Annotated in this window: 18 protein-coding genes; 8 read left to right on the forward strand and 10 right to left on the reverse strand. The window is 62.9% G+C overall.

Features of this window, described 5'->3' with window-relative positions:
- Nucleotides 1-82 precede the first annotated feature (82 nt).
- The 5 genes from C404_RS55425 to C404_RS55445 all read left to right on the forward strand — a co-directional run bounded on the left by C404_RS55425 (nucleotide 83) and on the right by C404_RS55445 (nucleotide 7,887).
- Nucleotides 83-1,495 carry a metallophosphoesterase family protein gene (locus C404_RS55425; protein ID WP_012435715.1) on the forward strand — a complete coding sequence of 471 codons (1,413 nt, stop codon included), beginning with the start codon at nucleotides 83-85 and terminating at the stop codon, nucleotides 1,493-1,495.
- Nucleotides 1,496-1,639: 144 nt separating this feature from the next.
- The gene (locus tag C404_RS55430) at nucleotides 1,640-2,152 is read left to right on the forward strand and encodes a hypothetical protein (protein WP_012435716.1); all 513 of its coding nucleotides are present in this window, start codon (nucleotides 1,640-1,642) and stop codon (nucleotides 2,150-2,152) included.
- Nucleotides 2,134-4,458, forward strand: a complete 2,325-nt coding sequence (locus C404_RS55435) for an AAA family ATPase (protein WP_012435717.1) — start codon at nucleotides 2,134-2,136, stop codon at nucleotides 4,456-4,458. Before C404_RS55430 ends, C404_RS55435 begins: the two co-directional genes overlap by 19 nt.
- A 125-nt stretch (nucleotides 4,459-4,583) precedes the next feature.
- Nucleotides 4,584-4,796, forward strand: coding sequence for a hypothetical protein (locus C404_RS55440; RefSeq protein WP_068768265.1), 213 nt, complete (start codon nucleotides 4,584-4,586; stop codon nucleotides 4,794-4,796).
- Between the two features lie 157 nt (nucleotides 4,797-4,953).
- On the forward strand, nucleotides 4,954-7,887 hold the full coding sequence (locus C404_RS55445; RefSeq protein ID WP_012435719.1) for a Tn3 family transposase: 2,934 nt from the start codon (nucleotides 4,954-4,956) through the stop codon (nucleotides 7,885-7,887).
- Nucleotides 7,888-7,986: 99 nt separating this feature from the next.
- On the opposite strand, the gene C404_RS55450 is transcribed toward C404_RS55445, so the two are convergent.
- The 3 genes from C404_RS55450 to cadR all read right to left on the reverse strand — a co-directional run bounded on the left by C404_RS55450 (nucleotide 7,987) and on the right by cadR (nucleotide 11,478).
- Complete coding sequence (locus C404_RS55450) at nucleotides 7,987-8,949, reverse strand: site-specific integrase (RefSeq protein ID WP_012435720.1); 963 nt, start codon at nucleotides 8,947-8,949, stop codon at nucleotides 7,987-7,989.
- 24 nt (nucleotides 8,950-8,973) lie between these two features.
- Nucleotides 8,974-10,902, reverse strand: coding sequence for an FTR1 family protein (locus tag C404_RS55455; protein WP_012435721.1), 1,929 nt, complete (start codon nucleotides 10,900-10,902; stop codon nucleotides 8,974-8,976).
- Nucleotides 10,903-11,046: 144 nt separating this feature from the next.
- Nucleotides 11,047-11,478, reverse strand: coding sequence for a Cd(II)/Pb(II)-responsive transcriptional regulator (cadR, locus tag C404_RS55460; RefSeq protein WP_009277754.1), 432 nt, complete (start codon nucleotides 11,476-11,478; stop codon nucleotides 11,047-11,049).
- 87 nt (nucleotides 11,479-11,565) lie between these two features.
- Here cadR and C404_RS55465 point away from each other — a divergent pair, with 87 nt between their 5' ends.
- On the forward strand, nucleotides 11,566-13,968 hold the full coding sequence (locus C404_RS55465) for a heavy metal translocating P-type ATPase (RefSeq protein WP_012435722.1): 2,403 nt from the start codon (nucleotides 11,566-11,568) through the stop codon (nucleotides 13,966-13,968).
- Nucleotides 13,965-14,570 (forward strand): phosphatase PAP2 family protein, encoded by a 606-nt coding sequence (locus C404_RS55470; protein WP_009241695.1) that lies wholly within the window; start codon nucleotides 13,965-13,967, stop codon nucleotides 14,568-14,570. Before C404_RS55465 ends, C404_RS55470 begins: the two co-directional genes overlap by 4 nt.
- A 51-nt stretch (nucleotides 14,571-14,621) precedes the next feature.
- Here C404_RS55470 and C404_RS55475 read toward each other — a convergent pair whose 3' ends face one another.
- From C404_RS55475 to C404_RS55505, 7 genes are all read right to left on the reverse strand, one after another.
- Nucleotides 14,622-14,960 (reverse strand): copper-binding protein, encoded by a 339-nt coding sequence (locus tag C404_RS55475; RefSeq protein WP_004635229.1) that lies wholly within the window; start codon nucleotides 14,958-14,960, stop codon nucleotides 14,622-14,624.
- The gene (locus tag C404_RS55480; RefSeq protein ID WP_004635226.1) at nucleotides 14,957-18,124 is read right to left on the reverse strand and encodes an efflux RND transporter permease subunit; all 3,168 of its coding nucleotides are present in this window, start codon (nucleotides 18,122-18,124) and stop codon (nucleotides 14,957-14,959) included. The genes C404_RS55475 and C404_RS55480 overlap by 4 nt, the downstream gene beginning before the upstream one ends.
- Complete coding sequence (locus C404_RS55485; RefSeq protein ID WP_004635224.1) at nucleotides 18,121-19,671, reverse strand: efflux RND transporter periplasmic adaptor subunit; 1,551 nt, start codon at nucleotides 19,669-19,671, stop codon at nucleotides 18,121-18,123. The genes C404_RS55480 and C404_RS55485 overlap by 4 nt, the downstream gene beginning before the upstream one ends.
- A complete protein-coding gene (locus tag C404_RS55490; RefSeq protein ID WP_004635223.1) occupies nucleotides 19,668-20,972 on the reverse strand; it encodes a TolC family protein in 1,305 nt (434 codons plus the stop codon). Before C404_RS55490 ends, C404_RS55485 begins: the two co-directional genes overlap by 4 nt.
- 71 nt (nucleotides 20,973-21,043) lie before the next feature.
- Nucleotides 21,044-21,463, reverse strand: a complete 420-nt coding sequence (locus tag C404_RS0130480; RefSeq protein ID WP_009277756.1) for a hypothetical protein — start codon at nucleotides 21,461-21,463, stop codon at nucleotides 21,044-21,046.
- 150 nt (nucleotides 21,464-21,613) lie between these two features.
- A complete protein-coding gene (locus C404_RS55495; protein ID WP_004635218.1) occupies nucleotides 21,614-21,814 on the reverse strand; it encodes a hypothetical protein in 201 nt (66 codons plus the stop codon).
- 606 nt (nucleotides 21,815-22,420) lie between these two features.
- The gene (locus C404_RS55505) at nucleotides 22,421-22,921 is read right to left on the reverse strand and encodes a hypothetical protein (protein ID WP_004635214.1); all 501 of its coding nucleotides are present in this window, start codon (nucleotides 22,919-22,921) and stop codon (nucleotides 22,421-22,423) included.
- Between the two features lie 185 nt (nucleotides 22,922-23,106).
- Between C404_RS55505 and C404_RS55510 the strand changes: the two genes are divergently transcribed.
- Nucleotides 23,107-24,009 (forward strand): YHS domain-containing protein (locus tag C404_RS55510; RefSeq protein WP_037012677.1); only part of this gene is annotated, 903 nt, incomplete at its 3' end.

The following is a 24,009-nucleotide window of genomic DNA, read 5'->3' on the forward strand; positions in this document are numbered from 1 at the left end:
GGCGTCGAGAGTTCCCCCGACGCCGTTTTTCTTTTCTGTTGCTGTGACCGTTCTGGTTGCGGCTATTCCATAGGAGGTGAGCATGCCCAACGATGGCGAAAGCCTTCACGTGGGTCATTTTTCCGACCTGCACTATTCGACTGAGCGGTTGGTGGAAGCGGACCGATGCTTCGGTTTCGCCGTGGAAGATGCGGTCGCGCGTGGTTGCCATGTGGGTATCGTTTCCGGTGACGCAACCGATCATCGGCTCGACGCGCACACGCCGGCACTGCGGGTGCTTGCCGAGCGCATTCATGCGCTGTCGGGCCACATGCCGGTCCTCATGCTGCAGGGGACCTTCTCGCATGAGCCGCCGGGCACGCTGGACCTGTTCCGGCTGATCGGTAGCCGCCACCCCGTCTACGTCGCCGATCGCATTCACCAGGTTGCGCTCGTCGGATCGACGTTCCTGCCATCGGCCGGCCCGCTGTTCACCGTCGAAGAGCTGGAAACGCTGCTGCAGGAGGGCACACCCTCTGCTGTGTTCACCTGCGTTCCGACCGTCAACAAGGCTGTGCTGGCGGGCATCGTGGGCGCCATGGATGCGGCAACCGCGGTGGGCGAGCATCTGACGGTATTCCTGGGTGCCGCCGGCAAGGTGAATCGGCTGTTGCGGTCCAAAGGCATCCGAACCATCGGTGTGTCGCATGGAACGGTCAATGGCTGCTACACCGAGCACGGCGTACCGATGGCCGGGTTCGACCATGAGTTCTCGCTCGGCGCGCTGTTCGAAGCCGAGTGCGATGCCTTCATGCTGGGACATATCCATGCGATGCAGTTGTGGGAACGCGAAGGCCGGCTGGTCGGTTACGCCGGTTCCATCGGGTGCTTCCACTACGGCGAAAAGGGCAAGAAGGGCTACCTGAGCTGGCAGATCAAGCCGGGCCGGGCCGAAGCGGTGCAGGTGGAAACGCCGGCGCGCGAAACGGTCTGTGTCGATTTCGACGGCCCGCCGGATATGGAGCGCCTGGCCAACATCGCCGAGCAAACGCAGGACAAGTTCGTGCGCGTTCGCTGGACCATTGACGAGGAGCATCGCCAGCTGGTCGACCGCGAGGCCATCCGCACGCTGTTCGCCGGCGCCGCGGAGCTGAAGCTGGATCCGCGTGTGTTGCCTGCCGTCAGAAGCCGTGCGGAGGGCATCAGCCGCGCGGCGACTCTCGGTGAGAAGGTTCAGCGTTGGTGCGGTTTGACCGACGTGAAGCCGGACGCGTTGCTGGAGCGCCTGTCCATCCTGGAGGCACTGGAGCCGCAAGACATCGCGGATCGAGTGGTCGCCTCGTTGGAGAGCGGGTCTGCTGCCGACAACGGTGAAACGGTGGCGTCCGCCACGGCTGAGCCGGTGACAGTTCAGCCGGCCTGGCAGGACGCTGACCAAGTTCAGAACCAATCGTCGTTGGATTGGCTGACCGATGACCTTTTCGCGGCAGATGCCGCCCAACCCTTGAACGTGTGAGCCACGTTCCGACAGCCTTCGGGGCTGTCGAAACTCGGTTTTCCCCGCGTCTACGACGCATCGACCAGCAGTACCTATTCCTTTGAACCCGGACGGGCGCACAACCCGTTGGGGATGCGCTTCGCCCAATTTTTGGAGTGCATCATGATTCTCTATCCCGCAGGTTCCCAGTGGACCCGTTGCTTTGAAGCCGATCTGCCGGCCTCCGAGTTGGCCGCGCGGTTGGTGGGCAAGCACGAATTCACTCGTGCGATGCTGTTCCAGCCGTTCGGTCATGGTCGTGGCGCGGTGATCGCCACGCGCGGCCACATGCTCGTCATGGCTGTCGAAACGGACGGTGAGCGCACGGTTTTTACCGTGGCGCCCACGGTCCAGGTGCAGAACCTTCTGTGGTCCCTCTCCAACGGCTACACCAGCCAGTGGAGTGAGGCTGAACTCAAGGCCTTGACCGCATGCACCACCTTTCCGGAGGTGCTTGACCTGGCACGGACGCAATTTTTCGCGGCCGTGCGTTCGTTCGAGCGCGCACTAGCCGGCAAGCCGGAAGTCGACGTCGTCGTCACGTATGACGACTCGCGTGAGGTGCTGGAGATCCCCGGCGACTACTACATGACTGGCTTCAGCGGTGAGGGGGCACCATGCGACCTCTCAAACTGACCCTGTCTGGCTTTCGCGGCATCCTGGATGGGATGCACCGCGACAGTGTGACGGTCGACCTGCGCGAGCTGCCGACCGGACTGATCGCCGTGATGGGCCCTAACGGTGCCGGCAAAACGACGATCATGGACAACCTGCATCCGTATCCGCTGATGCCTAGCCATGCATCGAAGATGTCGGCCGATGCGTTTTCGTACTGGGACCACCTCACGGGTACCCGGGCCGAAAAGGATTTGGAATGGGAGCACGATGGCCAGCAATACCGGTCACAGTTCGCGTTTCGTAATTCTGGCAAGACGCGCAAGGCCGAGTACTACCTGTTTGTGCTTGGCTCGGACGGCGTATGGCAACCGGTTCAACTGGCAGACGGATCGCTGTCTGACGGTAAGGCGGAGACGTACAACCGCTGTGTGGAATCGGTCCTCGGATCATCGGAGGCGTTCTTCACCAGTGTCTTCTCTGCCCAGAACCGACGGCCGATTGCTGGCTACCAGACCTCTGAAATCAAGAAGTTGCTTGCTGAGCTGCTTGGTCTGGAGCGGATGCGTGAGCTGTCGGGCAAGGCTATGGACGTGGCGAAGTGCCTCGGCCGTGCTTTGGATGTCGTTCAGCACAACATCACCAGCCTGGTTGGTCGGCGCGATCGTGTTGCACGACTCTCCTTGGAGATCGAGCAGGCGGAGGCCTCGTTGGTTGAGACCCGCCAGGCGCGTGATCGTGAGCTGGAGGCCAATGCGCAGATGGTTCAGGAGCGTGCGACGCTTGCAGCCAAGCAGGCGAGCAGCACCGTAGCAGAAGCGCGCATGCGTGAGCTTGGCCAACAGAAGGTGGCCCAGGAAGCAAGGCGCCGAACGCTTGACAACGACGAACGGGCTGCCGTGCAACGTACCGAGGCGCAAGCCAAGGAACTGGGGGCCGTCATTTCAAGCCGCCGCGCAATCCTGGCCAGCAGCACCGCCATCCTGGCGGCCGCAACCTCGCGTGATGCTTTGCAATTGACCGTCACGCAGCGACAGTCGGAGGCAATTCGGCTGCAAGAGGGGATTGCTCAGCTCGAAAAGGTTGTGCCTGACCAATCGCGCATCATCGGCGAATTGCAAAACATGGCCGGTCAAGGTGAATCGAAGGCTGTCCTTGAAAAGTCGCTGAAGGGCCAGGCCGACGTCATTGAGTCTGTTCCGTGCCGGGACAATCCGATGCACTCGACGTGCCCATTGCTGGCTCAGGCGCGCAGGGCGAGCACGGATCTCACGGAAGTGCGGATCTCGTTGGCAGAGCTTCGAACCGGCTACCGGGACAAGCTCAAGCTCAAGACGGCGCTCGATGAGCAGCTCGCGCCGTTGGCGGGCCAACGTGCTTCACTTCGAGCACTGCAGGGGCAGGTGGCGGCCGACCAACGGGAGTTGCAACGGCTGACCGAACTTGCTGCGCAGAAGCCATTGCTTGACGACGCCCAAGAGGCGCTGGCGAAGGCCGAGCGTGATCTGGTCGAGCTGAACGCCGAAGCTGCCGCCCGAAAGGAGCGATACCAGCGCGACGTTGTTGCGACGGACGATCAGTTGGCCACGATCAACCGGGAGGTTACGTCACTGCAAAGTGCCGACGTTACCGGAAAGATCGCGGACTTTGATCGTCAGGTTGCCAGCTCGCGCGAGCGCATTGCCCAGTTCGAAGGCCGGATTGAAGCACTGATCCGGACTCAGACTGCGCTCAGCACCGAGCGGCAGGGCCTCCTGGTTGATCTGGAGGCACTACCCGTTGTGCAGCGTAAGGCAGAGCGGATCTCCGACGAGATTTCGTCGTGGAAGCTGCTCGGCAAGGCCTTGGGCAATGACGGTGTGATTGCGCTGTCGATCGACGATGCAGGCCCTGAAATCACGAAGAAGGTCAACGACCTGCTCCTGGCGTGCTATGGACCCCGATTCACAATCGGTATCCACACGCAAACGGAGCTGGCCAACGGCGATAAGCGTGAGGGGTTTGAGATTCGTGTCCACGACGCTCAGGCTGACAGCGAGAAGGAGTTCGCGGTCATGTCCGGCGGGCAGAAGGTGTGGATCAACGAATGCCTGACGCGTGGTATTGCGCTATATCGCGCGCAGGGCGCCGGCACCGCCTTCCAGACGTTGTTCACGGACGAGGCGGATGGCCCGCTTGATCCGGAGCGCAAGCGCGAGTTCATGAAAATGAAGCGCGAGGTGTTGCGCCAGGGAGGGTATGAGCGGGAGTTCTTCATCTCGCAAACACCCGATCTGGTCGACGAGGCCGATGCTGTCATCGATGTGGTCGCACTGGCCACTCAGTAGGTTCCACCAACCATATTGGTCCGCTCTCACCAGAGGCGGACCATTTTTTTTTTGAGATATCGAAATGACTACGATTCAAATCTCAGCCGTCGATGCTGAACGGCTTCTCCCACAGAAAAAAAGAAGTGCACACGTTCATTCGCAGTCTGGGCTGGATGGGGGCAGACGTGACGCGCGAGAAGGCGCTCGCAGCCTTCAAGGCCTCGGTCCGCGTTGATCTGTCGGATGAAGCGGACATGTTTGATCACCAACTGGTCGTCGCGATGGATGGCCTGCGCACGTTCGTCGAAACCGATCAGCAGGCGCTGGCCACGTTGTTTCCGCAGTTTGCGGGGTAATTGTCCTTTTCGTGCATTTTCTTACGGTTTCCCCGCAGAGCCTTTATTCATAAGGGCCCCAGGTCTCTGCCGACAATTGTCTGCTGCCCTCCAGTGACTTCGGGAGTACGATATTCGCCCGCGATTTCGGATCGCGCCACCTTGACGGGGGCACAAGATGCCGGGCTTGGAATTTCGCTATGTGGGAAGAGACTCCCTACCCACGCGTCTGCCGGAGTTCGACGTCGAGCATTACTTCGCGTTGACCGCTAGCGATGTCGCCGCGATCAACCAGAAGTTCCGACGCGCCAGCCGCCCTGGAGTCGCCATTCAGTTGGTCTTTCTGCGCGCCAGCGGCCGTACGCTGGACCAACTCAACACACTCCCCCGTCAGTTGCTGCGCTATATCGGCGAAAAACTCGCCGTCGAGACACCAACGATCGCCTCGCTGCGCACCATTTACCAGCGATACCCGACGCTGTATGAGCATCAGGTCTGGGCCCTCCAATATCTGGGCCTGACACGCCTCGATGACGAGCAATGGGCCGGACTCGAAGCCTGGATGCGTCAGGACGCCGCCGAATCGCTGACCGTTGAGGAACTGCTTCAGCACGCGCACTACTGGTTGTACGAACGGCGCATTCTGATCCCGTCGACGCGTGCGCTGCAGGATCTGGCCCGCTCCATCTGGGCGGGCATCGAGCGGGATCTGCTGGCCATGATCGACGTGGTGGTCTCGCGCGAGCAGATCCTGCGGGCCGAGGCTGCGGTGTTTGCCCAGCACGCCACATCGGGCACGACGGTGCTGGAATGGCTCAAGACCCCACCCGCGCGCCACAGCCCGTCAACGATGACCGAGATGCTGGCCAAGATCAGCTTCTTGAAGGACCTCGGCGCGCATACCTGGACATTTGACGCGGTCCCCATCGAGAAACAGCGGGCCTACGGCCAACGTATCCAGGCCCGCCGTCCCGCCAAAATCCGCGAACTCAAAGCGTCGACGCGCACGCTCGAACTGGTGTTCTTCCTGCGTGTCACCTTGCTGGAGTTGACTGACGCCATGGTGTACCAAAGCGGGCGCCGTATCTCAGACCTGGTCCGGCAGGCGTACAACAAGACCACGACGAAGCAAGCCCGCTCGGCGATCGAATACCGGCAGCAACTGGTGGAGATCAAGGCCCTGGTGGACGATACCCGCCGCTCGGCCGAGGACCGACTGGCCGACATCGGCAAGCTGCTTAAGGGTCTGTCCAGTCGGCCGCCGGCAAGTCACGCCGCAAGCGTGCGCGAAACCCTTACCGAAGACCACCACCGACTCCGCAACCTCCTGACACCCTTGCGGGCGTTGGAATTCGCCAGTCACGGTAACGATCCTGCCATGCGCCAACTCGATCTCGTTGGCGGTTTGCACGATCGGGGCATGACGGAGTTGCCGCCAGACTGCAATGTGCCAGTGAGCGCCAGTTGGCGCGACCTGGTCGACGGTGAGGACCGCCAGCGCGCGCTGCGTGCCTTGGAGGCCTCTGCTGTAATGAGTTTGCGCAAGGGGCTGCGCCGCGGCACGGTGTGGATCAACCATAGCCTGTCGTTTCGAGAACGAGACCAGTTGCTGATTCCGCCGGCACAGTGGGAGGTCGACCGCGACCGGCATCTGTCTTCGCTCGGCCTGCCAAGCCAAGCGAGGCTCTATCTTGATCGCCTGACCGAGCATTTGAAGGCGGGTCTCGCTGCGCTGGACGAGGCCCGTGAGGCTGGCCACTTTACGATCGACGCGGACGGCATCCTGCATTTGTCGCCATTGGAAGCGCAGACCACGGATACCACGCCTCAACGCACCCGAGATCTGCTGTTCAAGGACATCGGCAGCGCACAGTTTGCCGACATGATTCTGGAGATGGATGCGCGCACCAATTTCAGTGAAGTGCTGTTGGCGCGCAAGGCGCGGGATGCCCACGAACTCGTCTCCCTTTATGCAGCCCTGATCGCGCACGGCACCGAACTGGATGCCAAGGGCGTCGCGGCGATGATCCCGCAGTTGGACCTCGCGCACGTCTCCACCGCGATGCGCTCCCTGGAAATGCCCGGCCGGCTGCGCCGCGCCAACGAACGTGTGGTGGAGTTCCAGCGCACGCACCCGATCACCGATCTATGGGGCACCGGCCAACTCGCCTCCAGCGACTCCATGAGCCTGGACACGTCCCCACATCTGTTCTACGCGCGCGCTGATCCCCGCCGACGCACGCACGCCGCTGGCGTCTATACGCACGTGCTGGATCAGCATGGGATCGTCTACAACCAGCCGATGGTGCTCAACGAGCGCCAAACTGGCGCGGCGATCGAAGGCGTCATGCGTCACAACGAAACCCGCGCTGACGGTGGGCTGCTGCGGCTCGCCGTCGACACCCATGGCTACACGAACGTGGGGATGGCGGTGGCCAAGCTACTTGGCTTTGACCTCTGTCCCTGGCTGCGCAACCTGTCGGAGCGCAAGCTGTACCTGCCGCGTGCCCTGTCGGTGACGGAGGGATTGTCGGCTGCCGTGTCGCACGAGGTCTCCCTCAAGGCGATCCGCGACGGCTGGGATGGCTTGCTACGCCTGGTGGCGTCCATTCACGCGGGGCGCGTGAGCGCGATCGTTGCGCTGCAACGCTTCGGCAGTGCTGCCCAGGGTGACCCGATCCACCGGGCAGCGGATCACCTGGGCAAGCTGCTGCGCACGCTGTTCCTATGCGACTTTTTCAGCAACATCGAGTTTCGTCGCGAGTTGCGCACGCTCCTCAATCGGGGTGAATCCGTGCACCATCTCCAGCGGGCGATTTATATGAGTAAGGTCCAACACGAGCGCGGTCGCCGCCAGGACGAGATGATCGCGATTTCCGGGGCGCTCTCGCTGCTGACCAATCTGGTGATTGCCTGGAATACCGAGCGGATGCAAACGACGGTGGATACGTGGCAGCGCAAGGGGCAACGGATCGACGATGACTGGCTGCGCCGCATGGGGCCGGCACACTTCGCCCATGTGAATTTCCGGGGCGTTTTGAGCTTCAAGATCCACCAATTTCAGGATGCCCTGTTGGAGGCGGCACCTCGCCGGCGTGCGAGCCAAGCATGAAGTCCTGCTTGGCACGGGTCGGCCGCAATCGCGTTTATTAGAGGTTCATGCAAGGTTACTGCGTCAAAGCAATGGCAGAGGTCCGCCAGACCGGACCTGTCAGACTGCAATGCCCGGCCGGGGTGCGACCGACAGCGCTGTTTCGATCCGATGCTGGGCAAATGGGTCGGCCGCGTCGATATAGCGCATGGCCGAGCGTACGTCCTTCCAGCCGACGTATTCCATCAGCATCTTGAGATCCCACTGGTTCGAGTTCGCCCAGGTTGCAAAGCCCCGTCGTAGTGAGTGGCTGCTGTAGCGGTCCGATTGCGGCAGTCCTGCGCGATGGAGCAGCGCGCGCAACAAAGGCACGATGCTGCTGGCCTGCAGTCCATCGGCTGCGATTCGGCTCCAGCGGTCAATCCTGCGGAACGCGGGGCCCTCGGTCAGGCCGGACGCCGCCAACCAGGCCTCGTAGGCGGCGACTGGGCACAAGCGCGACAACGCGGGCGCCTTGTGGGTCGTACCGACATGGTTGCGGTCCGTCTTGGTGCGCGGCAGGAAAATCGTCATGCCCCGGCCGGGCTCCACCGTGATGTGCTCGATCTGCAGCCGACTCAGTTCGTCCGACCGGAAGCCCCGCCAGAAGCCGATCAGCACCAGCGCCTTGTTGCGGGTATGCACCTGGAGTTGATGGGCGTTGCCCTCAGACGAGGCGGTCGCGATCTGCGCATCCAGCGAGGCAACCAGTTGCTCCAACTGGGCGAGCTGCAATGGCTTGGCGCGCCGCTCCTGCGCGGGGTGCAGTGCCTGGATGCCCTTGAGCACCTTGCGGACGTGCGGTGCTCGCGTGGGGTCGGGAAAGCCCTGCGAAACGTGCCACTGCGCGATCGCAGCCAACCGTTGGCGCAGCGTGTTGATGGAAAGCGTCTGTGCGTGCTCAGCCAGATAGCGTGCAACGCTGTCGGCGCTGGCCGGCAGGAAGCCACCCCACTCTTGCTCGAAATGACGGATGGCGGACTGATAGCTGCGCCGTGTGTGATCGCGGGTCGCTGCCTGCAGATACCTGTCGATATCCGCCATTGAACTCTCAAATCAAGGTAGCGACTACGCTTTGCTCGATGCCTTCTGCGATCGGAGGTTATACGCGAAGCTGAGCACAATGATCAGCAAGATCGCCACCTGTGCGATCACCGTCTGCATGGACGGGTAAATCCCCAGCACGTCAATACGCGGCATCGAAATCGGCGTGATGTGCAGAAAACCAACCTTCTGCAACGCCGCAACGCCCTTGCCGATCAGCACCACTGCCAGGACCGCGACCAGAGCCGAGCTGAAGGCAAAGAACTGGCGGATCGGCAGGCGCGCCGAGGAGCGCAGCAGCACGACGGCGATGATCGCCAGGATCGCAATCCCGGAGCCCAAGCCGGCCAGCAGGTAGATGCCGTTCCCTTCGCTCCACAGCGCGGCGTAGAACAGCACGGTCTCGAACACCTCGCGGTACACCGTCACGAATGACAGCACGAACAGCATGATCGCCGAGCGCTTGTTCAGCGCGGAGGACAGCTTCTGCTTCACATAGGCCTGCCAGCGACCGGCCAGGCTCTTCTGGTGCATCCACATGCCCACGCCGAGCAGGACCACGGCCGCAAAGATTGCCGAGAAGCCTTCGGTCATCTCGCGGCTGGCACCGCTCAAATCCACCAGGTAGGTAGCGACGGCCCACGTCAGTCCACCGGCGGCCAGCGCAACAATCCAGCCGGCATGGACGTATGGCAGCACGTCGGTGCGTTCGGCCTTCTTCAGGAAGGCCATCATGGCGACCACGACAAGCAGTGCCTCCAGGCCCTCGCGCAGCAGGATCGTCAAGGCGCCCAGGAACGTCGACAGCGGGTCGTTGGTGCCACCCAGTGCATCCTGGGCTTCAGTCAGCATCGTCTGCAGATGCTGCGCGATGTCCCGTACCTGCTCGGCCTGACCGGTAGTGATCGCGTTGCGATACAGGCCCATCATTTTTTCGATGTCCTGGAACAGCGACTGGTTCTTGGCGGCCAGGGCCGGTTCGACCGGCTCGAAGCCGTCGAGGTAGGCGGAGAGCGCCAGGCGCGAGGCAGTCGCTTTGTCGCCCTGGTCGAAGGCGGCTACGCTCTCTTTGAGCTTGTCCTTGGCGATTGCGAGACTGTCTGCGTTGGAGGCGTTCAGCACATCCGGCGCGCTTCTCAAATAGGCGGTCAATTGCCGCGCGGCATCCGGGCTGATCGTCTTGGCCAGCAACGCTTCTGGCGTCTGGCTGAGCTTGGCGAGCGTCGGCACCGCGCTATGCAGCTCCGGGCGGGATGCCCACAATTTGGCGCCGGCTTGCCGGTCCGCATCGGAATAGGACAAGGTCGACGCAAAATAGGCCAGTGCCCAGCGATCATCGTCAGTGAGCTGCGCGAAGCTCGGCATCGAGGTGCCCTCGACACCGCGCGTGATGATCTGCTGGAGGGCGAAGACGCTGCGCTCCTGGGCGCGCTGATGATCGGCCAGGGCTATGGGGGGCGGGCTCAGCTTGGCGGCCAGCGGACCATCGGCGTGTCCGGTGTTGCCATGGCAGGACGCGCACTGGCTTTGATACAGCGTAGCTCCATGCTTCAGGTCGGGCACCTTGCTGGGCGCCATCGGCACCGGGTAGGCGGCCAGCAAGCTGTCCGCGAGCTTATGCGCCTGTTCACCGACGACGGTGGGTGCGGCCTTGTCGGCGATGAGCGTGCGCAACGCGCCAGCATCCTTGAGCAAGGCTTGCGTCTGTGGCCCCGCCGGCAACTCGGCAATCTGGCGCTGCGCCGCATGCGCAAACTCCTGCATTTCGGCGTACTCATCGGCATTGGCCACCTGGCCGTCCTTGACGGAGCGACCGTAATCGACCGCCAGATAGTCGAGTAATTGCCAGACCTGCTTGGTCTTGTCTTGAGTGGACAGCGTGTCGGCGTACGCGCTTGAAACCGATGTCAGCAGGTAGAACAGGATGAGGGTGACGACGCGCTGCAGTTGCATGAAGAGCCTACCGGCGAAGCGGGAGAAATGGCTTTAAATGAGAATGATTGTAATTCATGTTTCGTGACGCAGATGTCGCGCTGGTCAAAAAACATGCGGCCGAAGGGGTCACATAGCGAACCCGTTCGGCCATTCCCCTTCGTGTCAGCGGTGCGTGCCGTCTCCAGTGCACGTGCCGCTACCTTCGGACAACCCCTGCAGGATTCCGCAAGCTTCTGCAGCTCGCCCGTCGGAACAGGTCTCGCGCAGCGCGCACAAATGGTGCTTTAACACCCCCAGTGCCTCGATACGCCGCTCGACTTCCTCGATGTGCTTGTCCAGGAGGGTGTTCACCGCGCCGCAATCCTCGTCCGGTCGCTCGCGGTAGCGCAGGAGTGTCCGCACGTCGTTCAGCGGCATGTCCAATGACCGGCAGTGGAGGATGAACTGCAGCCGCTCAATGTGCCGCTCGCTGTACAGCCGGAAGTTGCCCGAGCTGCGGTCCGGCGGCGGCAACAGGCCTTCGCGCTCGTAGTACCGGATGGTTTGAATCGGGCAGGCCGTGCGCTTGGCGAATTCACCGATCTGAATGTTCATGATGTCGGGCCGAAGTCCCTTGACTCTATAGTAGCTATAGAGTGTGTACTTGAGTCCAATCCATTTCAAGCGACAAAGGGAGGTGCTGTGAGTGATTGCGGCTCCAAGGGGTGCGGTTGTGCTGCCACCAACGTGGTGACGCCGGCGGACGGCGATGCGGCGGCTGTTGACCTGAAACGATCCCGCTACCGGATCGACAACATGGACTGCCCGACGGAAGAAACGCTCATTCGCAATAAGCTGGCGGCGCTGCCCGGCGTGGTCAACCTTGAGTTCAACCTGATGCAGCGTTCGCTGGCCGTCCAGCACCGGCTGCCATCCCCGGCGCCGATCGAGCAAGCCTTGGCAGCCGTTGGCATGCGAGCGGTTCGCGCCGATGAAAGCCCCGCCGGGCAGAGCACAGTCCTGACCATTCGTCAGATGGACTGCCCGACCGAAGAAACGCTGATTCGCGGCAAGCTGGCGGGCATGGCGGGCGTGTCAGACATGCAGTTCAATCTCGTCCAACGCACACTCGCCGTTCAACACGCTGCCGATGCGCTACCGCAAGTGCTGGCTGCCATTCAGTCGCTTGGCTTCGATGCCGAGGTGCGCGACCGCTCTGCCGCAGCACCGCTTCCCGAACAAGATGCCGCGCCCACCAAATGGTGGCCGCTTGCCATTGCCGGCGCGAACGCCGTCTTGGCGGAAGTGGTGTATTGGCTCAACGGTGGCAACCATTGGGTGGTGGTGATCCTGGCGCTGGCCGCGATCCTGACCGGCGGGCTGTCCACCTACAAGAAAGGCTGGATCGCGCTCAAGAACCGCAACCTGAACATGAACGCCCTCATGTCGATCGCAGTCACTGGGGCGATGGTGATCGGCCATTGGCCGGAAGCGGCGATGGTGATGGTCCTCTTCGCCTTGGCGGAGGTCATCGAAGCCCGTTCGCTGGACCGCGCCCGAGATGCGATCCGGGGGCTGATGGATCTCGCCCCGGAGACAGCCACGGTACAGCGCAGCGACGGCAGTTGGTCCGACGTCGATGCCAAGACCGTGGCCGTTGGCAGCCGTGTGCGGGTCAAGCCGGGCGAGCGCATCGCGCTCGATGGCACGATTCTGCAGGGGCGGTCATCCGTCAATCAGGCGCCGATCACGGGCGAGAGCCTGCCGGTCGAGAAGGCAGCGGGCGACTCCGTGTTCGCCGGCACCATCAACGAATCCGGGTCGTTCGAATATCGCGTCACCGCAGCGGCAAGCGACTCCACACTGGCACGGATCATTCACGCCGTCGAGGCCGCGCAAGGCAGTCGAGCGCCCACGCAGCGCTTCGTTGACCAGTTCGCCCGGCTGTACACGCCCATTGTGTTCGCGGTTGCGCTTGCGGTGGCCATCGTCCCTCCGCTGGTCTTCGGTGCGACTTGGCTGGACTGGATCTACAAGGCCCTAGTTCTTCTCGTGATTGCTTGCCCCTGCGCGCTCGTGATCTCGACGCCGGTGAGCATTGTGAGCGGCCTGGCGGCCGCCGCGAAGCGCGGCATCCTCATCAAGGGCGGCGTCTATCTGGAAGAGGGACGCAAGCTGAAATGGTTGGCGCTCGACAAGACCGGCACGATCACGCACGGCAAGCCAGCGCAGACGGACGTCGTGGCCTGGAACGGTGCGGACGCGTCCGCCGCCCAGATCCTGGCAGCTAGCCTGGCTGCCCGCTCCGACCATCCCGTCTCCCTGGCCGTGGCCCGCGCGGCGCAGGACCAAGGCCTAGCCCTGCGCGACGTCACCGATTTTGCGGCCTTGCCCGGACGCGGCGTCCGGGGCCATGTCAACGGTGCGCTCTATCACCTGGGCAATCATCGTCTGGTCGAGGAACTGGGCGTGTGTTCGCCGGCATTGGAAGCACAGCTTGCCGTGCTGGAAACCCAGGGCAAAACGGTCGTGATGCTGATCGGCCAGGACGGCGTACGCGCGTTGTTCGGTGTGGCGGACACCATCAAGGACAGCAGTCGCCAAGCGATCAAGGAATTGCACGCACTGGGCATCAAGACTTTGATGCTGAGCGGCGACAATCCGCACACCGCAGAGGCGATTGCGCAGCAGGTCGGTATCGACGAGGCTCGCGGTAATCTGCTGCCGGAAGACAAGCAGCGCGAAATCGAGCGCCGATCCGCACAAGGAACCATCGGCATGGTCGGCGATGGCATCAACGATGCGCCGGCGCTGGCACGGGCCGATATTGGATTCGCAATGGGCGCGGCCGGGACGGACACGGCGATCGAAACGGCCGACGTTGCGCTGATGGACGACGATCTGCGCAAGCTCCCGGCGTTTGTACGACTATCCCGGTCCACGGCCGGGGTGCTGAAGCAGAACATTGCGCTGGCGCTCGGCATCAAGGTCGTGTTCCTGGCACTGACCTTTACAGGCCAGGCCACCATGTGGATGGCGGTGTTTGCCGACATGGGCGCCAGCCTGCTGGTGGTCGGCAACGGGCTGAGGTTGCTGCGCAAATGAATTGGAAGTTCCTCGTGTACGACTGGGGCGGCTGGAACGTCGCGCTATTCCACGCCATCAACTCGGGGATGCCAAGCGCCCTGGACCCGGTGGCGTGGTGCTTTAGCCTGATTGGCAACTACTGGACTGCGCCGCTCTTGCTGCTGGGGCTCTGGCGGTGGTCGATATCAGCGTCGAATCCAGCGCGCGCGTGCGCTGTCAGGCAACGCCTCGTCACGTTTGGGTTGGCCTTCGCGCTTGCCCTGCTGGCCGCTTCCGCCTTGAAGTGGTGGCTGGATTTCCCACGGCCACCGGCGGTACTCGGCCACCTCGTGCACGTCATTGGTGAGCCGGAACTGCACTACAGCCTGCCGAGCGGGCACTCGACGTTCGCAGCGCTTGTGGTCGGGGCACTCTGGCCCTTGGTGGGTTTTCGGGGGCGTCTCGCGTTGGTGTTCTACGCCGCGTTGGTCGGGTGGTCGCGTGTTGCCGCCGGGATGCATTTCCCGGCGGATGTGGTCGCCGGCTGGATGCTCGGGGCTAGCAGCGTCGCTATAGCAGGGTTGTTGCGCTCAGCATTGATGTCACGACAAGGCGCCCTCGTGAAGGGACTTTCTGGCTGATTCCGCAGCATGCAGCGGCGCACGACCGATGGGCCGTGCGCCGCCGAGGGTTTACTTGCTCCGCAAATCGACGACGGTCGGCTGACCGTCGACCATATCAAAGACGGCCCACACCGCTTGGCCCTCCTTGAAGTGCTGCAGTGATGCCTTGTCCTTGACGGCAAACGTCATCGTCATGGCGCCCATGCCGAGATTGTCGATGGCGCCGTGCTTAAGCGTGACCTTGCCGGTGTCGAGGTAGATCTTGCGGACCTCTGCTGCCACGGGCTTGGGCGCCTGCTTGGTTTGACCAGCAGGCTTCATGTCCATACCTTCCATCGGCGTGGCCGCAAAGGCGGCTGGAGTCGACGCCAGCGTCAGGGCGAATACAACAGCGGAAACGTAGTTCATCGTGAGACCTTGTCATGAGAGGGTGGTTGGGGAATGGATTGCCCGCTGCCACGCCTGCGCAGCAGCAGGTAGACAGCAGGAACGACAAACAGGGACAGCAACGGCGCGGTGATCATGCCGCCGACCATCGGCGCGGCAATGCGCTGCATGACTTCGGAGCCTGTGCCGTCCGACCACATGATCGGGAGCAGGCCAGCCAGGATGACGGCCACCGTCATGGCCTTGGGGCGTACACGCAGCACGGCGCCTTCCTGAATCGCTTCCAGTAGCGCTTGGGTAGAAGTTTGACCGTTTTCCTGCCGCTCGGTCCAAGCGTGTTTGAGATAGAGCAGCATGATCACGCCGAATTCGGCCGCCACCCCGGCGAGCGCAATGAAGCCGACGACTCCGGCCACCGACAGGTTATAGCCGAGCAGATACAGCAGCCAGAACCCGCCGATCAGTGCGAGCGGCAGCGTGCCCATGATGAGCAGCGCCTCGTCGATACGGCCGAACACGAGGTACAGCAGCACGAAGATGATCAGCAAGGTGAATGGTACGACCACCTGCAGCTTGGCACTCGCACGCTCCAGGTACTCGAACTGCCCTGACCAGCTCAGCGCGTAGCCCGCCGGCATCGGCACCGCCTTGGTCACTGCTGCCTGCATGTCCTTCACCGCCGAGCGCAGGTCGCGCCCCCGGATATCGACATAGATCCAACCCGAGAGCCGGGCATTCTCGCTGCGCAGCATCGGCGGGCCCTGCACGACGCGGATGTCCGCGACGTCGGACAACACAATCTGCTGGCCCCGGTCAGTGACAATCGGCAAACGCCGCAACTGCTCCACGGAATCCCGATAATCGCGCGGATAGCGGAGGTTGATCGGGAAGCGGGCCAGGCCGTCAACCACCTCACCGACATTATCGCCACCGATGGCGGATGACACGATGCTTTGCACGTCGTCGATGTTCAGGCCGTATCGGCCGGCGGCCTGTCGGTTGATGTCCACGTCGATGTATCGTCCGCCGGACAACCGCTCCGCTAGCGCAGAGGTGACACCCGGCACGGTTTTGACGGTCTCCTCGATCCGAGTGGTCAGTCGATCGATCTCCTTCAAGTCCGTGCCCGCCACCTTGATGCCGACCGGGCTCTTGATGCCGGTGGCGAGCATGTCGATGCGGTTGCGGATCGGTGGCACCCAGATGTTGGACAGCCCCGGCACCTTGACCACGCGGTCGAGTTCTTCCACCAGTTTGTCGGTCGTCATACCGGGGCGCCACTGGTCGTGCGGCTTGAACTGGATGGTGGTCTCGAACATCTCGATCGGCGCCGGGTCCGTTGCGCTGTCCGCGCGCCCAGCCTTGCCGTACACGCTGGCCACTTCGGGAACCGTCTTGATGAGGCGGTCGGTCTGCTGCAGGAGCTGAGCCGCCTTGCCGGCCGACAACCCAGGCAATGCTGACGGCATATACAGCAGATCGCCCTCATCCAGCGGCGGCATGAATTCGCCGCCTGTGCGCAGGATCGGCCAGGCCGTTGCCCCCAGCAGCACAATGGCGATAGCGACCGTCGCCTTGGGATACGCCAGCACCTTGGACAGCATTGGCTGGTAGAGGCGGATCAGCCAGCGGCTGAGCGGGTTCGATTGCTCGCTCGGGATACGCCCGCGGATCAGGTAGCCCATCAGCACAGGCACCAGCGTGACCGACAACCCAGCCGCTGCCGCCATCGAATACGTCTTGGTGAACGCCAGCGGCGAGAACAGGCGGCCCTCCTGCGCCTCCAGCGTGAACACGGGGATGAACGACAGCGTGATGATCAGCAGCGAGAAGAACAGCGCCGGCCCCACTTCTGCCGCCGATTCCCCGATCACGTTCCAGCGCTCGTGGCCTGTGAGTTCGCGGCCGGGGTTGTCCTCGAGCCAATGCTCCAGATGTTTGTGCGCGTTCTCGATCATCACCACGGCCGCGTCGACCATGGCGCCGACGGCGATGGCGATGCCACCCAGCGACATGATGTTGGCGTTGACGCCCTGGTATCGCATCACCAGGAAGGCCGCCAGGACGCCCAGCGGCAGCGAGACGATTGCCACCAGTGCCGAGCGCAGATGGAACAGGAACACCAGGCACACGACAGCGACGACGATGAATTCCTCGATCAGCTTGTGCGTCAGGTTGTCCACCGCGCGCTTGATCAAACCGGACCGGTCGTAGACAGGAACGATCTCCACGCCTTCGGGCAGACTGGTGCGCAGCGTGGCGAGCTTGGCCTTGACGGCTTCGATCGTCTCCAGGGCATTCTTGCCTGAACGCAGGATGACGACGCCACCTGCCACCTCGCCCTGACCGTTCAGTTCCGCGATGCCACGGCGCATCTCGGGCCCGAGTTGGACGGTGGCGACATCGCCCAAATGCACGGCGATGCCCGCATCGTTCGTCATCAGGGGAATCTGCCGGAAGTCGTCGAGCGTCTTCAGGTAGCCGCTGGCGCGGACCATGTACTCGGCTTCGCCCAGTTCCAGCACGGAGCCACCGGTCTCCTGGTTGGCACCCTTGAGCGCTGCCAGCACCTTGGCCTGTGTCAGGTTGAACGCACGCAGCCGGTCCGGCTGCAACACCACCTGGAACTGCTTGACCATGCCGCCGACGGAAGCGACCTCCGCGACGTTCGGCAGGGCCTTCAACTCGAAGCGCAGGAACCAGTCCTGCAACGCCCGCAGTTGGGCCAAGTCGTGCCGGCCGGTCTTATCGACCAGCGCGTATTCGTAGATCCAGCCCACGCCGGTGGCATCCGGGCCCAGCGCCGGTTTGGCCGCCGCAGGCAGGCGGGACTGCACCTGGTTCAAGTACTCCAGCACGCGCGAGCGTGCCCAATACAGGTCAGTCCCGTCCTCGAACAGCACATAGACGAACGAATCGCCGAAGAACGAGTAGCCGCGCACCGTCTTGGCGCCCGGCACCGACAGCATGGTGGTGGTCAGCGGATACGTGACCTGGTTTTCCACGATCTGCGGCGCTTGGCCAGGGAACGGCGTGCGGATGATGACCTGTACGTCCGACAGGTCGGGCAGCGCATCGAGCGGCGTGCTGCGCGCGGCCCACAGACCCCAGGCCGTCAGCATGACGGTCGCTAGCAGCACCAGGAAGCGGTTGCGGATGGACGCGAGAATCAGCCGTGCGATCATGGCTTGCCCCCCTGATCCGCGCCGGCCGGCTCGACCGAGGACAGGACTGCCATGCCATCGTCATGCAGTTGGAACCGGAAGCGCACACGGTCCCCAGGCTTGAAGCGCTTTGGCAGGCCGGAGGGCGGTGCGGCAAAATCCATTGTCATCGCGCTCCAGTGCGCGGACGGAATCGCGCCATGTGAGATCGTCAGGCCTTCGCTGGTGACAGCCTCAATGCGGCCGACGCCTTCATGCTCGATGGCGGCCGCTGCGGGCGCGGAGGCCGCAGGTGGCGATGCCATGCGTTGGGCGGTGCCGCGCAGGCTAGCTTCCGAATCAATCAGGAACTGCCCGGAAACCACCACCTTCTGTCCCGCGCTCAAACCGTCGGTCACTTCGGTCTGCCCATTGGCTTCGGCTCCGGTCTTGACTTCGATGGGGTTGAAGCCGCCATTGCCGGCGTCCACCATGACGATCGTGCGCGTACCGGTGCGAATCAACGCCTCCGTGGGGACCAGCAGCTTGTCCGGGCCGGCTTGCGCGCCAAACCGCACGTTGGCGAACATGCCGGGCAAGAGGCGGCGGTCCCGGTTCTGGAGTTCGACGCGCACCTTGACGGTTCGCGTATTGGCATTGACGTCGGGCAGGATGGCATCCACCTTGCCGGTCAGCGCGTGTCCAGCGATTGCCGTCGCCGTGGCCGTCACCGCCTGGCCCGGGCGGATGGCCGATGCTTGGCTCTCGGGAATCTCCGCCAAGACCCACACGGTGGACAAGTCGGCAATCTTGAAGAGCGTCATGCCGGGTGCGACAGCCATGCCGTCCCGGACCCCGACCTCGGTGATGACGCCATCGATGTCGCTGGAAATCGCCAGCCGTGGCTGTGGCTTGCCGGTGGATTCGACCAGCCGGATCTGCGCCTCCGTCATGCCGGCCTGGCGCATGCGCAGCAACGCTGCGCTGCGCAGGTCCCCCTGCAGGGCGTTGGCCGTACGCGAAACGGCCAGGTACTCCTCTTGTGCGGCGACCCATTCCGGCGCGTAGACGACGATCAGCGGTTGCCCGCGCTTGACCGGGTCTAACGTGGTTTTCGCGTACGCCCGTTCGACAAAGCCGGCGGCGCGCGCTTGAATGATCTCGATGCCGCGCTCGTTGATGGCGATATTGCCGGGCACTTCCAGCATGGCGTCCAGCCGGCCGGTCTTGACCTCAGCCGTGCGCACAGCAAGATTCTGTGCCACACGGCCATCAACCGTGACGGCGGCGCTCCCGCCGGCGCCATTCTCGTAGACGGGGGCAAGCGGCATGTCCATGAAAGGTGATTTGCCTGGTTTGTCGAAACGCTGGCCAGGTGCCATGGGGTCTTGCCAATAGAGAATCCGCTTGCCCGTCTTGGGATCGATGTCGCCCGCTTTGAGCGGGGCATCGGCGGCTTGGGCAGATGCTGCCGCCTGCGTGGGCGCGCTCCGCTGTCCCTGCCTCACGCCAAGGTAGTAGGTGGCGCCCATGCCAAGGCTCGCCAACACCAGACTGGCTGCAATGCGCGCAAAGATGGTTCGGTTCATGGTTGAACTCCAACGTTGGAGGTCGGCTGGTTTGCCGTGGGGAGCGGTTTGAGGAAGGCGAGCTCGGCCCAGAGTTGGGCCGTCGACGCTTCGAGCTTGAGACGTTCCAGCGCAAGGTCGAGTGCCTTGCGGCTTGCCTCGGCGACCGCGGCGAGCGAACCGCTTCCAGTCCGGTAGGACGTTAGCGCTGCCTCGGTTTGCGCGCGCGCTAGCGGGACGGTCGTGGTTTGATAGCGATCCAGGCGGCGTTGGTTCAGTCGCAACGTCTCGCGCTTGCCCAGAATCTGGCCCACCATGTTGCGCCGCAAGACTTCTGCTTGAGCGCGCGCGGCATTGGCTTGCGCCAGCTTGGCCGAGACCTCGCGGTCCTGGCGGTTCTTCTGATCCCAGGGAATCGGCAGGGAGACGTTCAACGACACCATGTTGGCGTAAGCCGGTCCGCGCTGGCTATACATCAGCTCCACCGTCACGTCGGGTGTCTTGGCCGCACGAGAGACACGTCCTTCAGCGTCCGCCATGGCGGCTTGCGCGCTGGCAGCGGCCACATCGGGCAGGGTATCGATGGCCGCGTCGTCCAGCGCGTCGAGCCACTGCGGGACGTCGAACCTGGGGGGCGCGGCGGGCGGGCGGCTGGATGCGTCGCCTACCCAGCGCCGCAGCATGGCCTTGGCAGACGCTTCCGTCGCCCGGGCCTCGTCGGTCCGGTCTTGCAACTGCTGCCGTTCAAGGCGTGCAGCTACGATGTCGGCGCGTGAGCCGCGATTGCCGCGATAGGCCGCCTCGGCTGCCTCGACCTGCAAGGCGACAGAGGCTGTTTGTTCCGCCAGCAGTTGAACGGTACGTGCGGCATACCAGCGGTCAAGCCAGGCTTGCGCTGTGCTGCGCTGGACGGCTGCCAGCGCGGCGACACGCTGTGTTTCGGCCGCGGAGGCCTCGGCGTTGAAACGTTCCGCACGGGCACGGCGCTTCTCGGTCCGCGTGAGCTCTTGCATCACGCTGACCGAGCGCATGGTCATGAAATCGGTGCCGATGGAGAACCGGTCGCTGCCATCGGCGGGAACATTGTTCACGCCGAATTTGAGGACAGGGTCGGGCAGTTGGGCTGCCGCCACGGCCATGTCGAGCGCCGACTGTACACCGGCGCGGGAGGTTTCCGCGTCGGCGGAGCGGGACGATGCCAAGCCGATCGCTTCCTGCAAGGAGAGCGCATCGGTCTGGCTATACGCCAGATGACTGCTTAAAAGCAGCAGGACGGCGAGCGCGAGCAAGCGCCCACCGCGTGGGGGAAAACGCAAAAGCATAAAGCCTCCGGAAAGCAACGACCACCTTGCCGGTTAGGCGGCAAGGCGTGAGAGATACGTCGCTTCGGAGGCTACGTGCGGAAACAGCAGTTCAGGATGGGAATCGGGGGTGGTGGTGCACGGGGCGCCACATCGGCGAGCAAGACCGATTGGCCGTCCGCCATGATGACTGGCTCGGCCGTGATCATCCGGATCAGGACGGGCAGGAAGATGGGAATCTGCGGCGATACGTGATTGGCCGACTTGGTGCCGCTCTGGCAGTGCTCAAGACAGAGGCCGTCATGCTGGTGCACATCCTGCTGCGCCTGCATGGCCATCTCGGGGCACGACTGCACCATGGCACCGGCGTCGGTCGCATCGGCCATGGTGGGCATGACCTCCGCTGAGCCGCGGCTTGCCGCACAGGCGTATGCTGCCGCTGCCAGTTGAACTGTCAGGAAAGCGATGACTAGGAATCCGGCGAACCACGGCCGGCGAAGCGATGCGCGCACGTTCTGCAGATGATGTGATTGGATCGAATGGTAACAGCGGCTACGCGCGATGTGCACGCGGACGCGGCTTATGATCGAACGGGTTGATCTGCCGCAAACGTGCCATCGCGCGATGGGCGTCCTGCCGATAATGCAGAACGCCCCACCGTGTTATTTCGGCGCTTGAATCATGTCTTGGCAGGGCTGCGGCATCGCAGGCATGCCAGCGCTTTTCTGCGCTTGCGCTGCGCGGATCTGCGCAAGTTTCGCGTTGCGAGCTTTCTCGATGACCTGCCAGTCTGGCCCGGCAATGGCCGTCAACGATGTCAAAACAGCCGCCAAGCCGACAGCGGAAAGAATGACCTTCTTCATGGTGATGCTCCAGTGATTTCACGCGGGGCCGGCATGAATGCCGGCTTAGCAATTTGCGTGGCGTATTCGCTTACGCCGCTATACGGATGCCGCACTGCAAAAAGGCGCGATCCGTAAAGCTAAATGGAGCGGGCTCGGGGTGGCCGTTCGAGCGGCACAGGAACTGCGGAAATATAGACAGGCTCCTGGGCGGGAACCAGGATGTGCATCCCCTTGGCGCCGAGCGGCATCGCTGGGCTGGAAAGCGCCCCGATCACAGCGCAGAAAGACACGCAAGGAGCGGTGTCCGTGCAGTCGGAACCACTCTGGGCATGGCCGTCACCGGTGATATGGCAGGGGTGTCCTTTCTCGGCTTGTACGACATCATGCGCTGTCGACAGCCCTGGCAGACCCACAGCGCCGTGCATCTGCATTGATGCCATGGGGAGCCCGCGCGCAGGCAACGCCACGGCAAGCAGCACGATCATCAGCATGCGCCAAAGGGGATTCATCGCGCGCGGATTTTTGTCAGATGTTGCGTAGGTTCAAGCTAACGGTCAGCAGGTATGCGTCACGCACGCCTGTTGACCAATTCTGGGCAGTATTCACCTTCCCACAATGGCAACGTCAAGGTTTCTTTGATGGTTCCTGCTGTTTGAGCATCTGGTCCATCATCATCTGCATCATGTCCATGCGGTTTTCCATCATGTTCATGCGCTGCTCCATGGGCATGCCCGAGCCGCCCATCATCGGCGCCGCACCGCCGGCCCCCATCCCTTGACCGCCCATCATGTCCATCATCATCGGGCCGCCCATACCGTGCATTGTCTGCATCGTGTCCTGCATGGCCTGCATGTGCTCGGCCATCAGACGTTGCCGTTCCTTCGGGTCCTTGGTCTGATGGATCTTGTCCATCTGGGCCTGCATCTTCTTCATCTGCTGACGGGCTTGCTCGAAGCGCTTTTCCGTATCCGCAGAGTTTGCCGTGGCAGGGGCAGTCTTCGCTGGGGTTGCCGCACTAGGCTGGCTCGCTGCGGCGGGGTGGTGCTCGTCAACGGCCCAGACCGATGCACTGGCGATCAGCAGCGCGCCTGCTACAAGAAAGCCAACATGCTTGTTGTTCGTCATGGTGCTGCCTCCTGAAATGATGGGATTTCATTTTGATATGCGATCGGTGGTCGCCAGTTGACGTATCACAACGAATTGCTCTCGCTTGACCCGTATCAACCTCCCGTTCCGGGCGTGGAACACACTGCAATCGTAGTTGTGCCCAGACCTAATCAAGTTAAACAATCAGCACATCCGAGGTTGGCATGCCAAGCGATTCCATCGGACACCATCGTGGCGATCAAGTGGTCGGTCGGCAGAGCGCGCTGCGCATCGCTCAACCGGTCGTCGATGCCGGTCGCGTGCGCGATCCGGTTTGCGGTATGGAGATTTCCCCTGCGCAGGCAGCAGCCAGCACGGAAGTCGGGCATCAGCGCTATTGGTTCTGTTCTCGGCACTGTGAGAAGACTTTTCTCGCTGATCCGGCGCGATATCTCTCGCATGACGCGCATGACGCGCATGACCACGACGGCGCGGCCCATGATCACGCGCCAACCGGAGTTGCTGCGGTGTCCGCAAGCACGAAGCAACTGGCCAAGGACCCCATCTGCGGAATGATGGTTGACAAGGCCACTGCCTTGTCCGCAGAGCGAGGAGGGCGAAAGTACTACTTCTGCAGCGAGAGCTGTCTGCACACGTTTGAGTCGCCGGAGTCCGAACTGAAGGCGATGAAGACGCGCGTCACCATTGCCTTGACCGGTGTGCTGGCGTTGGCGGTGTTACGCGCCGGGGCGTTTCTGGCCTTGGCTGCAGGTGCGACCCTGCTGACTTGGGCGCCCATTCCGGCGCTGCCTTGGTTCACATGGGGAATATGGCTGTTCCTGCTGGTGACCCCCGTACAGTTCATTGGAGGTTGGAGCTTCTACAAAGGCGCGTGGAACGCGGTCCGCACGCGCAACATCAACATGGATTTCCTGATCGCGCTGGGTACGTCGGTAGCGTACTTCTACAGCGTGGTCGTGTTGTTCTTCCCATCCTGGTTGCCGGTGAAGGTGGCCGAACGCGATGTCTACTTCGAGGTGTCCGCGGTCATCATCGCTTTTGTGCTGCTGGGCAAGTACATGGAGGAGATCATCAAAAAGAAGTCCTCCGCCGCAGTCCGTCGCCTG

This window comes from Ralstonia sp. AU12-08 (genome assembly GCF_000442475.1).
Classification (GTDB): domain Bacteria; phylum Pseudomonadota; class Gammaproteobacteria; order Burkholderiales; family Burkholderiaceae; genus Ralstonia; species Ralstonia insidiosa.